We start from the raw sequence: 13,280 nt of genomic DNA, 5'->3' as shown, positions 1-13,280 counted from the left end.
AGTACATTCGAGTAAACCCTCGTTCACTCCTCGGCCTGTGCGGGCCGGAAAAGGGGATCGCAGCTCATGTCTTCTGGAATCTCTGAAACCTCTGGAACGAACGGCACGACCTCCGTCATCGTCGCGGGTGCCCGTACCCCGATGGGGCGGCTCCTCGGCTCGCTGAAGTCCTTCTCCGGGGCCGACCTCGGCGGCTTCGCGATCAAGGCCGCCCTCGACCGCGCGGGGATCGGCGGCGACCAGGTCCAGTACGTGATCATGGGCCAGGTGCTCCAGGCCGGCGCGGGGCAGATCCCGGCCCGCCAGGCCGCCGTCAAGGCCGGCATCCCCATGGACGTCCCGGCGCTCACGGTCAACAAGGTCTGCCTCTCCGGCCTCGACGCCATCGCGCTCGCCGACCAGCTCATTCGCGCCGGTGAATTCGACGTGGTCGTGGCCGGCGGCCAGGAGTCCATGACCAACGCGCCGCACCTGCTGCCGAAGTCCCGCGAGGGCTACAAGTACGGCGCGGTTCAGATGGTCGACGCCATGGCGTACGACGGTCTGACCGACTCCTTCGAGGGCGTCGCCATGGGCGAGTCCACCGAGAAGCACAACACCCGCCTCGGCATCGAGCGCGGCGTCCAGGACGAGATCGCCGCCCTGTCCCACCAGCGCGCCGCCGCCGCCCAGAAGAACGGCGTCTACGAGGCCGAGATCACCCCGGTCGAGATCCCGCAGCGCAAGGGCGACCCGGTGCTGTTCAGCACGGACGAGGGCATCCGCGGCGACACCACCGCCGAGTCGCTGGGCAGGCTGCGCCCGGCGTTCTCCAAGGACGGCACGATCACCGCGGGCTCGGCCTCGCAGATCTCCGACGGCGCCGCGGCCGTGGTCGTCATGAGCAAGGCCAAGGCGCAGGAACTGGGCCTGGAGTGGATCGCGGAGATCGGCGCCCACGGCAACGTCGCCGGGCCGGACAACTCTTTGCAGTCGCAGCCGTCCAACGCCATCCGGCACGCCCTGAAGAAGGAGGGCCTTCAGGTCGAGGACCTCGACCTGATCGAGATCAACGAGGCTTTCGCGGCCGTCGCCGTGCAGTCAATGAAGGACCTCGGCGTCTCCACCGAAAAGGTGAACGTCAACGGCGGCGCCATTGCCCTGGGCCACCCCATCGGCATGTCCGGTGCCCGGCTCGTGCTGCACCTGGCGCTGGAACTGAAGCGGCGCGGCGGCGGGGTCGGCGCGGCGGCGCTGTGCGGCGGCGGCGGCCAGGGTGACGCGCTGATCGTGCGGGTACCCAAGGCCTGAGCGCGCGATACGCCTTCTGGCCTTCCCGCCTTCAACACCGAACGAAGCCGAACGGAGCTGTGATGCAGGACGTCTCCTCGCTGGTCGCCCAGGCCAGGGAAGGCCGGCCGCGGGCCGTGGCCCGGCTGATCTCCCTGGTGGAGGGGGCGTCCCCGCAGCTCAGGGAGGTCATGGCGGCCCTCGCGCCGCTGACCGGCGGGGCATACGTGGTCGGTCTTACCGGCTCGCCGGGTGTCGGCAAGTCCACCTCCACCTCGGCGCTGGTGACGGCGTACCGCAAGCAGGGCAAGCGGGTCGGCGTGCTCGCCGTCGACCCGTCCTCCCCCTTCTCCGGCGGCGCCCTGCTCGGCGACCGCGTCCGGATGTCGGAGCACGCGTCCGACCCGGGCGTCTACATCCGCTCGATGGCGACCCGCGGCCACCTCGGCGGCCTCGCCTGGGCCGCGCCGCAGGCGATCCGCGTCCTCGACGCGGCGGGCTGCGACGTGATCCTGGTCGAGACGGTGGGCGTGGGCCAGTCGGAGGTCGAGATCGCCTCCCAGGCCGACACCTCCGTCGTCCTCCTCGCCCCGGGCATGGGCGACGGCATCCAGGCGGCCAAGGCCGGAATCCTGGAGATCGGCGACGTCTACGTCGTCAACAAGGCCGACCGCGACGGCGCGGACGCGACCGCCCGCGAGCTGAACCACATGCTGGGTCTCGGCGAGTCCCGCGGCCCCGGCGACTGGCGCCCGCCCATCGTCAAGACGGTCGCCGCGCGCGGCGAGGGCGTGGACGAGGTCGTCGAGGCCCTCGAGAAGCACCGCGCGTGGATGGAGGAACGGGACGTCCTGGCCGAACGCCGCCGCACCCGCGCCGCCCGCGAGGTCGAGACGATCGCCGTCACCACCCTGCGCGAACGCATCGGCGACCTCCACGGCGACCGCCGCCTGGGCGCGCTGGCGGAACGCATCGTCGGGGGGGAACTGGATCCCTACCGTGCCGCGGACGAGTTGGTGGCAGGGCTGACGAAGGGCTGAGCGGACGCGGGCGGCTTTCTGGCTGGGGCTTCCCGCGTCCCCGCCGCGGCCCCGGGCGCGCCTGGTGCGACACGGCCTCGCATCCTCCCGTCCCGAAAGGGAAGGGGATTCCCGGCTCGGGCCGCCTCCTGGAGCGGCGCTCCAGGAGGTCTTGTGCCATCGACTGAGATGTCCTGGTGGGCCTTGGCGCGGGAGCGGCCGAAGTCGCCGGGTGATCCCCTGCCGGGGAACGCACGAGCCCGCCCGCGGCCACGGCGTACGGGCGCGGGCCTCGGTCGGTATCCCGTCGATCCCGCAACCGCCACCTCGGCCGGCGACCCCACGCACACACGTTCGCGTCGCCTTTGCGTGCCGGGACGTCCGGCGGGCGCGGTCGTCCGTGGGCCGCCGGACGTGCCGGGGCGCTGTCAGGAGGCGGCGCGTCGCGGCCGGTGGTCCGCCGAGCGGCCGGGGCCGATCAGTCGTCGTCCGAGCCGGAGTCGTCCGAACCGGCGGAGTCCGAACCGCCGGAGTCCGGGCCGTGCGAGCGGTCGGCCGTGACCTCGCCGGACTTCAAGCCGACCCGCCAGTCCCGCTCGCCGTTGCCGGAGGACCGCGTCTCGACCTCCCAGGCCGCCCTGCCGTCGCCGTAGTGGCCGTCGTCGTCCAGCTCCACGGAGGTCACGGTGCCGTGGCCGGCCGCCGCCTGCGCGGCCTCGGCGGCGTCCACGGACGAGCCCTTCAGGGCGGCCCGCACCTCGTCGGTGTCGTCCTCGTCGTCCGTCTCCGAGCCGAGGACCTTGCCGTCGGCCGGGTCGATCCGCACGCTGTGCCAGGTGCCGTCACCGGCGAGGACGTCGACCTCCCAGGCCGCGCGCTCACCGTCGTCGTCGCCGTCCTCGTCGTCCAGTTCGGCGGAGACGGCGGTGCCCGGCGCCTTCTTCAGGGCGGAGGCGATGGCGTCTGCCGCCGTCACCTTCGCGGAGGCGGCGCGCTCACCGTCGTCGTCACGGTCGCGGGAACCGTCCCGGTCACCGGCGTCGTCGTCCGTCCCGTCACCGGCGTCGTCGTTCGCGTCGTCGTCCGAGGCCCGGACGTCCGCCTGCCGCGTCGTACCCGGGTCGTCGTTCCCCGAGGTCGCCAGAGCCGTCGCCGTACCGCCTCCGATCAGTGCGGCGGCGGTGACGACGGCGATCACGATGTTGCGCTTCATGCGGTTCCTCCCGGGACATGGAAGTCGTACGAGTTCGTTCGAGTCGATGTGATTTCGACGCCTTCACTGTCGCGGACCGACGCTGAGGCCGAGCTGAAGCCGCCTGAAGGGAACTTCAGCTTGGTTTTGGGACCCTCTACCCATGCGCCTGTTGATCGTGGAGGACGAGAAGCGTCTCGCCGTGTCGCTCGCCAAGGGCCTCACCGCCGAGGGCTACGCCGTGGACGTCGTCCACGACGGCCTGGAGGGCCTGCACCGGGCCGGCGAGGGCACGTACGACCTCGTCATCCTCGACATCATGCTGCCCGGCCTCAACGGCTACCGGGTCTGCGCCGCCCTGCGCGCCGCCGGGCACGACGTGCCGATCCTCATGCTCACCGCCAAGGACGGCGAGTACGACGAGGCGGAGGGGTTGGACACGGGCGCGGACGACTACCTCACCAAGCCCTTCTCGTACGTCGTCCTCGTCGCCCGGGTGAAGGCCCTGCTGCGGCGCCGGGCGCAGGGCGCGGGCGCCTCGCCCGTGCACGTCCACGGCGACCTGAAGGTCGACACCGCCGCCCGCCGGGTCTTCCTGGGCGAACGCGAAGTCACCCTCACCGCGAAGGAGTTCGCCGTCCTGGAGCAGCTCGTGGTGCGGGCCGGACAGGTCGTGTCCAAGGCGGAGATCCTGGAGCACGTCTGGGACTTCGCCTACGAGGGCGACCCCAACATCGTCGAGGTGTACGTCAGCGCCCTGCGGCGCAAACTGCGCGCAGGTCTCATCCGCACCGTGCGCGGCGCCGGCTACCGGCTGGAGGTCGAGCGATGAGCCGGCTCCTCGGGTCGGTCCGGGCCCGGGCCACGCTGGGCGCCACCCTCGTGGTCGCCGTCGCCCTCGTCGCGGCCGGTACCGCCGTCCTGCTGTCCCTGCGCTCCAACCTGCTCGGCGAGGCCGGCACCCAGGCGGAGCGCTCCGCGCGGGAGGTCGCCACCGAACTGGCCGTCGGGACGCCGTACGCCGAACTGTCGCTGGACGTGGACGACCGTCCGGTGCAGGTCGTCGACGAGGACGGCGGGCTGGTCGCCGCCAGCGAGGACCTGGAGCGGATCAGCGGTACCGGTGTCGACGCGGTGAAGCCGCAGCCCAGTCCCACCGGCGACGACGACTCGGACGACGACTCGGACGACGACGACTCGGACGACGACGACTCCGGCGAGTCGCTGGCGCCCGGCGGGATCGGCGAGCGAACCACCGTCAGCGACGGTTCCGCGACGATCGACGGCGACACGGAGGACTACCGCTTCGCCGCAGTGCCCGTGCAGAACCGGGCCGGGGAAGACCTCACCGTCTACGCCGGCGCCCCGCTGTCCGCCGAACACGGCGCCGTGAACACCGCGCTGACCGTCATGCTGATCGGCTTCCCGCTGCTGCTCGCGGTCGTCGGGTGGGTGACCTGGCTGGTCACCGGGCGCGCGCTGCGCCCCGTGGCGGGCATCCGCCGGGAGATGACCGCGATCACCGCGAGCGAGGACCTCGCGCGCCGCGTCCCGGTGCCGGACACGCACGACGAGGTCGCCCGGCTCGCCTCGACGACCAACCGGACGCTGGCCGCCCTGGAGTCCTCGGTGGAGCGGCAGCGGCGTTTCGTCGCCGACGCCTCGCACGAGCTGCGCAGCCCGATCGCCTCGCTGCGCACCCAGCTGGAGGTGGCCGCCGCCCACCCGGAGCTGCTCGACCTCGACGGCGCCGTGGAGGACACCGTACGGCTGCAGCGGCTCGCCGCCGACCTGTTGCTGCTGGCCAGGCTGGACGCGGGGGAGCGGCCCGCCGACGCGCGCGTCGACCTCGCGGCGCTCGCGCGGGAGGAGGCCGGGGGCCGGAGCGGGGTGAGCGTGCGGGCCGAGGACGATGTCGCGGGCGAGGTGACGGTGGCCGGGTCGCGGGGGCAGCTGGGGCGGGTGCTGGCCAACCTGCTCGACAACGCGCAGCGGCACGCCCGCTCGGCGGTGGAGGTGTCCGTCCGGCGGGACGGCGGCACGGCCGTGGTCGCGGTGGCCGACGACGGGGAGGGCGTGCCGGCGGCCGACCGGGAGCGAATCTTCGAGAGGTTCGTACGGCTCGACGCCGCCCGCAGCCGCGACGACGGCGGGGCGGGGCTGGGGCTGGCCATCGCCCGTGACGTCGCCGTGCGGCACGGCGGCACGCTCACCGTCCACGAAGCACCGGCAGGCGGCGCCCTGTTCGAGCTCCGCCTGCCGGGTGCCTAGGCCGCCTTCACGGCCCGCGAGGGCGTGATCAGGGGCGTCCTCGCTGCCCGCGCAGGTGCTCCGCGATCGGCTTGAGCGCCTTGTCGAGCTCGGTCAGGGCCTCGGGGGCCAGCAGGTCGATGAAATGCCTGCGCACGGACGCCACGTGGTGCGGCGCGACCTTCCGCATCGTCTCCAGGCCGTGCTCGGTGAGGACGGCGTAGAGACCGCGGCGGTCGGACTCGCAGTTCTCCCGCCGGACCAGGTCCGCGTTCTCCATGCGGGTGACCTGGTGGGAGAGGCGGCTCTTGGACTGCATCGTGGCAGTGGCCAGGTCGCTCATCCGCATTCTGTCGCCCTCCGACTCGGAGAGGTTCACCAGGATTTCGTAGTCGTTCATTGTCAGGCCGAACGGCTGCAGGTCCTTCTCGAGCTGGTGCGTCAACAGCTTGTTGACCTCCAGGTGGGTGCGCCAAGCACACTGCTCCGTATCGGTCAGCCAGCGGGTGGCCGTCTCGGTCTCCATGAATGAAGTCTACCTAAAAGGTTGAAAGGCGAACTAGTGAAGGGTTTTCCGTGACGGTGACGAGTGCGCACGCGTTCGATGTCACACTCCGCAGATTACCGCTCACAGCCCGAAGCGGCGCTGGAGGTCCCCCAGCTGTCCGGGAAGCCCCGGTACCCCGGACCGGCCTCCGGCCGCTCCGGACGCGCCACCGCCGGGCACCCCCGCCTGTTGCGGAGTGGCCCCCGTGGCCTGCTCCGCCATCAGCGCCTCGCTCGACTGCAGCAGCACCGTCCCCGCCCCCACGAACTCGAACTGGTGCTCCTCCCCGGAGGCCCCGCCGAGCCCCGTCATCGCACGTAGACCGCCCATCAGGCCGGTCATGTACCCGTGGTCGTAGTGATGGCACGGCGACGGGCAGTCGGCCCAGCCGACCAGGGCCTGGGGGTCGACCCGGATCGGGGGTTCCATGAACACCACCGGGCCGTTCGACGCGGCCACGAACTTTCCGGTTCCGACGAGTGTCAGGAAACCCGGCACGATCGACTGCTTGAGGGCGAGACTTGGCTGAAATGCAAGCAAGTTGCCCGAGCGAATGGTCAGGTTGCCGTCTTCAAGGTCATATGAATTCACATCGAAGGCCCGGTCGGCGAGGAGCATCTTGCCCGAGCCCTCCGCCACGACCCAGTCGCTCGCGTGCAGAGGCGAATGGAAGGACGTGCGCATCAGACGGTCCAGCCGGCCGTGCCCGATCCCGTTGAACTCGATCGTCCCGTAGTAGGCGATCATCTTCCCCTTCTGCAGGAACCACTGGCTCCCCCTGAGCTCCACGCAGAAGGTGTACGCGTTGACGTTGTCGTCGGCCGGCAGCGTCGCCGGGTCGTGGTGGACCGTGCTCAAAGCTTCTCCTCGGACGCCTGGACGAACACCGTGCCGCTGCCGCTCAGCTCCAGCTGGAACGCCTCGCCGGAGCCGCGCCCCACCATGTCCCGCCAGCCCATCGCCGTGGACAGCTTGTTGCGTACGTCGCCGTGGTGGGCGACGTAGGCCTGCGGGTCGACGCGCACCGGGCGCTGCGGGGTGATGGGGATCTCGAAGACGCCCCCGTGGGCCATCACCGCCACCGAGCCGTGGCCCTTCAGCGTCGTCGTGAACAGCCCCTGACCGCTGACCTGCCCGCGCACCATGCCCATGACCCCGCCCTGCGACCCCAGGAACACGGTGCCCTGCTCCAGGGTGCCCTCGAAGGCGAGGAGGCGGTCCGCCTCGACGTACAGGGTGTCGCCGGCGAGGCCGATCACCTGGACGTGGTGGCCGCCGTGCCCGAAGAGCACGGTGCCGCTGCCCTCGACGGTCATCAGCGGCGTGTCCTCGTTCGCCACCCGGCGGCCGATCATCGACATGACGCCGCCCTGGCCGCCGGACATGTTCGGGGTGAAGGACACGTCCCCCTGGTAGGCGAGCATCGCGCCGCGCTGACTGAACAGCCGCTGTCCCGGCGCGACGGTCGCCTGCACCATCTTGGAGTTGATCTCCTGGAAGGCCATGGTCAGACATCCCCCGCGATCGTGTTCCGCTCGCTCGGCTGCACGTACACCAGACCGTCGCCCTCGAAGCGGATCTGGAAGGCCTCGCCGCCGCCCTCACCGAACAGCGTGTGGAAGGTCACACCCGACTGGAAGGACTGCCGCAGGTTCCCCTGGTGCGCGACGTACGCGCCCGGGTCGACCGTCAGCGGGTACTGGGCGCTGACCCGCAGCACCACCGCCGGCCCGTCCGACATGATCGCCACCTGCCCGTGCCCCTCCACGGTCGTGGTGAACAGCCCGTTGCCCTGGGAGGCCCCGCGCGTTCCCGTGAAGCTGGTGCCCGTCCGCAGCCCGGCGTCGGCCGCCAGGAAGTTGCTGGACTCGACGTACAGCGTGTCGCCCTGGAGACCCACGAGGCTGATCTCCGAGGCCCGGTCCGCGAACCAGCAGGTCCCGCGCCCCTTCACCTCCATCACCGTCATCTGCTCGCCGGTGATCCGCCGGGTCACCATGCCCCGGAGCCCCTCACCGCCGCCGCTCAGCTTCTTGAAGGCCATCTCGCCGTCGTACGCGACCATCGAGCCGTTCTTCGCCTTCACGGCGTCCCCGGTCATGTCGACGGCGAGTACCTTGCTGTCTTGAAGTCGGAACATCGCCACAAATGTGACGGTAGCCCGCCGAGCGGGCCCGCCAACAGGTTCCCGCCCCCCTCGCCCGGGCGCGTCGGCGGTTTGCCACAATGGACGCGCGCTTGTGCGCACGTTCACAAACCCCAGCTCGTCGTGCAGGCACGGCGACTCTCCCACCGAAGGTGACCCGTGGACCTCAAGACCGCCTCCGCCCTCCGCCGCCTCCGCCTGGTCTCCGGCCCCGAGGCGATCTCGTTCCTCCTGCTGCTGGTCTGCTCCGTCCTGAAGCGGACCACTGACTTCAACGCGGTGCCCGTGATGGGCATGGTCCACGGCGTTCTCTTCGTCCTCTACGTGATCTTCTGGGCGGACGCCTGGAACCGCGCCAAGTGGTCCTTCGGCACCGCCGCCTTCTACTTCGTCATGTCCGTCCTGCCGACCGGCGGCTTCTTCGCCGAGCGCAGGCTCAAGCGTGAGGCCGAGAGCGCGGTCATCGCCTCCCGCGCCCGCCAGGAAGGGGTCGTGGGCGCGTGATCGTCGCCTTCTCAGTGACGCCGCTCGGCGTCGGCGAGGACGTGGGGGAGTACGTCGCCGACGCCGTCCGGGTGGTCCGCGAGTCGGGCCTGCCGAACCGCACCGACGCTATGTTCACGTCCGTGGAGGGTGGGTGGGACGAGGTCATGGACGTCGTCCGGCGGGCCGTCGCCGCCGTCGAGGCGCGGGCGCCGCGCGTCTCCCTGGTCCTCAAGGCGGACATCCGCCCCGGCGTGGCGGACGGCCTGACGTCGAAGGTGGAGACGGTGGAGCGGCACCTCGCCGAGTAGCGGCGTGTCGCGGGCGGTGGTATCGAAAGGCGAGACGGGGCTGACCGACATGTGACCGGCCGGTATGGTCTGTTGCCGTGCCGAAGCCCCTCAGTCTCTCCTTCGATCCCATCGCCCGTGCCGACGAACTCTGGAAGCAGCGCTGGGGCGGCGTGCCCTCCATGTCCGCCATCACCTCGATCATGCGGGCGCACCAGATCCTGCTGGCCGAGGTGGACGCGGTGGTCAAGCCGTACGGACTGACCTTCGCGCGCTACGAGGCGCTGGTACTGCTCACCTTCTCCAAGTCGGGCGAACTGCCGATGTCCAAGATCGGTGAGCGCCTCATGGTGCACCCCACCTCCGTGACGAACACCGTCGACCGGCTGGTGAGGTCGGGCCTGGTGGACAAGCGCCCCAACCCGAACGACGGCCGCGGCACGCTCGCCACCATCACCGACAAGGGCCGTGAGGTGGTCGAGGCGGCCACCCGCGACCTCATGGCGATGGACTTCGGCCTGGGCGCGTACGACGCGGAGGAGTGCGGCGAGATCTTCGCGATGCTGCGCCCCTTGCGGGTGGCGGCCGGGGATTTCGCAGACACGGACTGAGCGGCGCCCTTACGCTCGTCGTGGGTCAGCACGCTGCTCTCCGCCGATGCGGAGATGTTCCCACGAGGTAGACCACGGATAGCCAGCCGTGTGTGTGCTCCCCGCCTCTGCGGGGATTTTTCGGGCGGTTACGCTCGTATGCATGAAACGAAGCGTGCTGACCCGCTACCGCGCCATGGCGTACGTCACCGGTGTGCTGCTGATCCTGCTCTGCCTCGGCATGATCGCCAAGTACCTGCTGGACATGGACGGTGCCGCCGACTTCACCCGCATCGTCAGCATCGCGCACGGCTGGCTCTATGTCGTCTACCTGGTTGTCGCCTTCGACCTGGGCGCCAAGGCGAAGTGGAAGGTCAGCAAGCAGCTGTGGGTGCTGCTGGCCGGGACCATCCCGACCGCCGCGTTCTTCGTGGAGCGCAAGGTCAGCCAGGAGCTGGAGGCCAAGGTCGCCGCGGCCGAGGCGCCCGCGGTCGCCAAGGCCTAGCCAAGTGCTGCCGGGCGCTGCCGGGTCCTGACCGGCCCTGTCAAGCCCTCTCACCGCCGTACGGGCACCCGTACGGCGGTACCCCATCGACATTTACTTGGACGTCCTAGTAAATTCGAGGGTATGGACGCTCACGCCATAGAGGAGGGCCGCCTTCGCTGGCAGGCCCGGTACGACGCGGCGCGCAAGCGCGACGCGGACTTCACCACGCTCTCCGGCGATCCCGTGGAGCCGGTGTACGGGCCCCGGCCCGGGGACGAGTACGAGGGCTTCGAGCGGATCGGCTGGCCGGGGGAGTACCCCTTCACCCGCGGCCTGCATCCGACCGGTTACCGAGGCCGGACGTGGACCATCCGGCAGTTCGCCGGGTTCGGCAACGCCGAGCAGACCAACGAGCGCTACAAGATGATCCTCCGCAACGGCGGAGGCGGGCTCTCGGTCGCCTTCGACATGCCGACGCTGATGGGCCGCGACTCCGACGACCCCCGCTCCCTGGGCGAGGTCGGGCACTGCGGGGTGGCCATCGACTCGGCCGCCGACATGGAGGTGCTCTTCGACGACATCCCGCTCGGGGACGTGACGACCTCCATGACGATCAGCGGGCCCGCCGTGCCCGTCTTCTGCATGTACCTGGTCGCCGCGGAACGGCAGGGCGTGGACGCGTCCGTGCTCAACGGCACGCTCCAGACCGACATCTTCAAGGAGTACATCGCCCAGAAGGAGTGGCTCTTCCAGCCCGAGCCGCACCTGCGCCTGATCGGCGACCTGATGGAGTACTGCGCGGCCGGCATCCCCGACTACAAGCCGCTCTCCGTCTCCGGCTACCACATCCGCGAGGCCGGCTCGACGGCCGCGCAGGAACTGGCGTACACGCTGGCGGACGGCTTCGGGTACGTGGAGCTGGGCCTGTCCCGCGGGCTGGACGTCGACGTCTTCGCCCCCGGCCTCTCCTTCTTCTTCGACGCGCACCTCGACTTCTTCGAGGAGATCGCCAAGTTCCGCGCGGCGCGGCGCATCTGGGCCCGCTGGATGCGGGACGTGTACGGCGCGCGGTCCGACAAGGCGCAGTGGCTGCGTTTCCACACGCAGACCGCCGGCGTCTCGCTCACCGCCCAGCAGCCCTACAACAACGTGGTCCGTACGGCGGTGGAGGCGCTCGCGGCGGTCCTCGGCGGCACCAACTCCCTGCACACCAACGCCCTGGACGAGACCCTCGCCCTGCCCAGCGAGCAGGCCGCCGAGATCGCCCTGCGCACCCAGCAGGTGCTGATGGAGGAGACCGGCGTCGCCAACGTCGCCGACCCGCTGGGCGGTTCCTGGTTCGTCGAGCAGCTCACGGACCGGATCGAGGCGGACGCGGAGAAGATCTTCGAGCAGATCAAGGAACGGGGGCTCAGGGCCCACCCCGACGGACAGCATCCGATCGGGCCGATCACCTCCGGCATCCTGCGCGGCATCGAGGACGGCTGGTTCACCGGCGAGATCGCCGAGTCCGCCTTCCGCTACCAGCAGTCCCTGGAGAAGGACGACAAGCGGGTCGTCGGCGTCAACGTCCACACGGGTTCCGTCACCGGTGACCTGGAGATCCTGCGGGTCAGTCACGAGGTCGAGCGGGAGCAGGTGCGGGTGCTCGGCGAGCGCAGGGCGGCCCGCGACGACGGGGCCGTACGCGCGGCTCTGGACGGCATGCTGGCCGCGGCCCGCTCCGGGGGCAACATGATCGAGCCGATGCTGGACGCGGTGCGCGCGGAGGCGACGCTGGGGGAGATCTGTGGCGTGCTGCGGGACGAGTGGGGGGTGTATACGGAACCGGCGGGGTTCTAGCACCAGTTGGCTGACGTCTACGTTTGTCGAGCCTGCTGAAGCCCGGTGCGCCACCAGGTTGCTACGGTGCTGACCGGGGCACCCTGTGATACGGCAGGTGCCCCGGTCAGCGTGCAGTGTCAGCTACCGCCGCTCTTTCGGCTCCGTCGGACTGCGTCCGTTGCAAACGAGGCGCAGGCCACTGCGAGGAGGAGAGCCAGGGCGACGTCCTGTTGGGCCGCGAGTGTGACGGCCAGGGCTGCCAAGACCACAGCAGCGCCTATCTCCAGGGATAGCGTCAACCGACGCTTTGATGAGTCAGTTGGCTGGTTCAGCATCGTCGTGTCCAGATGGTAGGAGGCAGGGGGATGATGAGGGGCCTCGCGGTTTCCGGACAGGCTTCTGACCGTCTATTTCACGCGGCGATTCGCAACTTCTCGTACTCGGCGTGGACTTCGCGCGGAGGGCGGTAACCCACCGCCGAGTGGAGGCGTTTGCGATTGTACCAGAATTCGATGTAGCGAGTGATGTCCTGCCGGGCGGCCTCACGGGTCAGGTAAGTCACCCTTGATACGCGCTCGTTCTTCAGGGCGCCGAAGAATGATTCGGCCATGGCGTTGTCGAAACAGATCCCGGTGCGACCGGAAGATCTGCGGAGCCCGAACCGGTCGAGCGTCTTCCCGAACTCGGCTGACATGTAGTTACTCCCGCGGTCGGAGTGAAATATCGCGCTGGCCGAGAGGTTCCTGTTCCGTGATGCGTTGCGGATCGCCCTGGATATCAGCGGAGTCTGGTAGTGGTCGTCCATCGCGTAGCCGATCACTTCTTTCGTGCAACAGTCGATGACCGTCGCGAGATACAGCCAGCCTTCCCCAGTCGCGATGTAAGTAATGTCGCCGACGAGCTTTTCGCCTGGCGCATCCGCGGTGAAGTCGCGGCCGACGAGGTCTGGCACCTGGCCGGCCGCAGCCTGAGTGAGGTTGTACCTCTTCGGGCGTGGCTGGCAGGGCACCAGGCCCAGTTCACGCATGAGGCGGCGGACCAGCTCCACGCCTGCGGCCACGCCCCAGCGGTGCAGCTGGGCCTGGATGCGCCGGTGCCCGTAGGTGCTGTCGGACATATCGAAGACCTTCTCGATGAGCAATTGCAGTTCTTCGCGCCGCTGGGCTGTCGCGGATTCCGGGCG

The 13,280-nt window shown here is 70.1% G+C and carries 15 protein-coding genes; 9 read left to right on the top strand and 6 right to left on the bottom strand.

The genetic code is table 11. The features are described from left to right. Positions 1–66: 66 nt before the first annotated feature. Positions 67–1,290 carry an acetyl-CoA C-acetyltransferase gene (locus ACIQ1J_RS19870; protein WP_403558279.1) on the top strand — a complete coding sequence of 408 codons (1,224 nt, stop codon included), beginning with the start codon at positions 67–69 and terminating at the stop codon, positions 1,288–1,290. Positions 1,291–1,352: 62 nt separating this feature from the next. Continuing rightward, entirely contained in the window at positions 1,353–2,309 is a 957-nt protein-coding gene (meaB, locus tag ACIQ1J_RS19865; protein ID WP_403558277.1) for a methylmalonyl Co-A mutase-associated GTPase MeaB, read from the top strand. Between the two features lie 457 nt (positions 2,310–2,766). Here meaB and ACIQ1J_RS19860 read toward each other — a convergent pair whose 3' ends face one another. After that, positions 2,767–3,501: a PepSY domain-containing protein gene (locus ACIQ1J_RS19860; RefSeq protein ID WP_403558275.1), complete on the bottom strand. Its 735-nt coding sequence runs from the start codon at positions 3,499–3,501 to the stop codon at positions 2,767–2,769. Positions 3,502–3,643: 142 nt separating this feature from the next. Between ACIQ1J_RS19860 and ACIQ1J_RS19855 the strand changes: the two genes are divergently transcribed. Beyond that, positions 3,644–4,312, top strand: a complete 669-nt coding sequence (locus tag ACIQ1J_RS19855) for a response regulator transcription factor (RefSeq protein ID WP_121749245.1) — start codon at positions 3,644–3,646, stop codon at positions 4,310–4,312. Beyond that, the gene (locus ACIQ1J_RS19850) at positions 4,309–5,751 is read left to right on the top strand and encodes a sensor histidine kinase (RefSeq protein ID WP_403558272.1); all 1,443 of its coding nucleotides are present in this window, start codon (positions 4,309–4,311) and stop codon (positions 5,749–5,751) included. Before ACIQ1J_RS19855 ends, ACIQ1J_RS19850 begins: the two co-directional genes overlap by 4 nt. Before the next feature lie 28 nt (positions 5,752–5,779). Here the strand turns inward: ACIQ1J_RS19850 and ACIQ1J_RS19845 are convergent, their stop codons facing one another. From ACIQ1J_RS19845 to ACIQ1J_RS19830, 4 genes are all read right to left on the bottom strand, one after another. After that, positions 5,780–6,256, bottom strand: a complete 477-nt coding sequence (locus ACIQ1J_RS19845; protein WP_403558270.1) for a MarR family winged helix-turn-helix transcriptional regulator — start codon at positions 6,254–6,256, stop codon at positions 5,780–5,782. A 102-nt stretch (positions 6,257–6,358) separates the two neighbouring features. Then, positions 6,359–7,135, bottom strand: coding sequence for an AIM24 family protein (locus tag ACIQ1J_RS19840; RefSeq protein ID WP_403558268.1), 777 nt, complete (start codon positions 7,133–7,135; stop codon positions 6,359–6,361). Further along, positions 7,132–7,782, bottom strand: a complete 651-nt coding sequence (locus ACIQ1J_RS19835) for an AIM24 family protein (protein ID WP_403558266.1) — start codon at positions 7,780–7,782, stop codon at positions 7,132–7,134. The genes ACIQ1J_RS19840 and ACIQ1J_RS19835 overlap by 4 nt, the downstream gene beginning before the upstream one ends. 2 nt (positions 7,783–7,784) lie before the next feature. Then, positions 7,785–8,417 (bottom strand): AIM24 family protein, encoded by a 633-nt coding sequence (locus ACIQ1J_RS19830; RefSeq protein WP_403558264.1) that lies wholly within the window; start codon positions 8,415–8,417, stop codon positions 7,785–7,787. 165 nt (positions 8,418–8,582) lie between these two features. Between ACIQ1J_RS19830 and ACIQ1J_RS19825 the strand changes: the two genes are divergently transcribed. The 5 genes from ACIQ1J_RS19825 to ACIQ1J_RS19805 all read left to right on the top strand — a co-directional run bounded on the left by ACIQ1J_RS19825 (position 8,583) and on the right by ACIQ1J_RS19805 (position 12,115). Next, positions 8,583–8,927 (top strand): DUF3817 domain-containing protein, encoded by a 345-nt coding sequence (locus ACIQ1J_RS19825; RefSeq protein ID WP_055421893.1) that lies wholly within the window; start codon positions 8,583–8,585, stop codon positions 8,925–8,927. Continuing rightward, entirely contained in the window at positions 8,924–9,217 is a 294-nt protein-coding gene (locus ACIQ1J_RS19820) for an MTH1187 family thiamine-binding protein (protein ID WP_403558261.1), read from the top strand. The genes ACIQ1J_RS19825 and ACIQ1J_RS19820 overlap by 4 nt, the downstream gene beginning before the upstream one ends. A gap of 77 nt (positions 9,218–9,294) precedes the next feature. Then, complete coding sequence (locus ACIQ1J_RS19815; protein ID WP_403558259.1) at positions 9,295–9,807, top strand: MarR family winged helix-turn-helix transcriptional regulator; 513 nt, start codon at positions 9,295–9,297, stop codon at positions 9,805–9,807. Between the two features lie 142 nt (positions 9,808–9,949). Next, complete coding sequence (locus ACIQ1J_RS19810) at positions 9,950–10,291, top strand: DUF3817 domain-containing protein (protein ID WP_403558257.1); 342 nt, start codon at positions 9,950–9,952, stop codon at positions 10,289–10,291. Positions 10,292–10,414: 123 nt separating this feature from the next. Then, on the top strand, positions 10,415–12,115 hold the full coding sequence (locus tag ACIQ1J_RS19805; RefSeq protein WP_403558255.1) for a methylmalonyl-CoA mutase: 1,701 nt from the start codon (positions 10,415–10,417) through the stop codon (positions 12,113–12,115). A gap of 394 nt (positions 12,116–12,509) precedes the next feature. Here the strand turns inward: ACIQ1J_RS19805 and ACIQ1J_RS19800 are convergent. Then, positions 12,510–13,280 (bottom strand): IS3 family transposase (locus ACIQ1J_RS19800; protein ID WP_403558253.1); only part of this gene is annotated, 771 nt, incomplete at its 5' end.

The sequence above is a fragment of the Streptomyces sp. NPDC097107 genome, assembly GCF_044762405.1.
In the GTDB taxonomy this organism is placed as follows: domain Bacteria; phylum Actinomycetota; class Actinomycetes; order Streptomycetales; family Streptomycetaceae; genus Streptomyces; species Streptomyces thinghirensis.
This window is presented reverse-complemented; position numbering and strand designations above follow the sequence as displayed.

Coding starts and splice junctions, on each gene's coding strand:
- ACIQ1J_RS19845 (WP_403558270.1), bottom strand. CDS start 6,256: ATGGAGACCGAGACGGCCACCCGCTGGCTGACCGATACGGAGCAGTGT.
- ACIQ1J_RS19870 (WP_403558279.1), top strand. CDS start 67: ATGTCTTCTGGAATCTCTGAAACCTCTGGAACGAACGGCACGACCTCC.
- ACIQ1J_RS19855 (WP_121749245.1), top strand. CDS start 3,644: ATGCGCCTGTTGATCGTGGAGGACGAGAAGCGTCTCGCCGTGTCGCTC.
- ACIQ1J_RS19860 (WP_403558275.1), bottom strand. CDS start 3,501: ATGAAGCGCAACATCGTGATCGCCGTCGTCACCGCCGCCGCACTGATC.
- ACIQ1J_RS19805 (WP_403558255.1), top strand. CDS start 10,415: ATGGACGCTCACGCCATAGAGGAGGGCCGCCTTCGCTGGCAGGCCCGG.
- ACIQ1J_RS19830 (WP_403558264.1), bottom strand. CDS start 8,417: ATGTTCCGACTTCAAGACAGCAAGGTACTCGCCGTCGACATGACCGGG.
- ACIQ1J_RS19810 (WP_403558257.1), top strand. CDS start 9,950: ATGAAACGAAGCGTGCTGACCCGCTACCGCGCCATGGCGTACGTCACC.
- meaB (WP_403558277.1), top strand. CDS start 1,353: ATGCAGGACGTCTCCTCGCTGGTCGCCCAGGCCAGGGAAGGCCGGCCG.
- ACIQ1J_RS19835 (WP_403558266.1), bottom strand. CDS start 7,782: ATGGCCTTCCAGGAGATCAACTCCAAGATGGTGCAGGCGACCGTCGCG.
- ACIQ1J_RS19850 (WP_403558272.1), top strand. CDS start 4,309: ATGAGCCGGCTCCTCGGGTCGGTCCGGGCCCGGGCCACGCTGGGCGCC.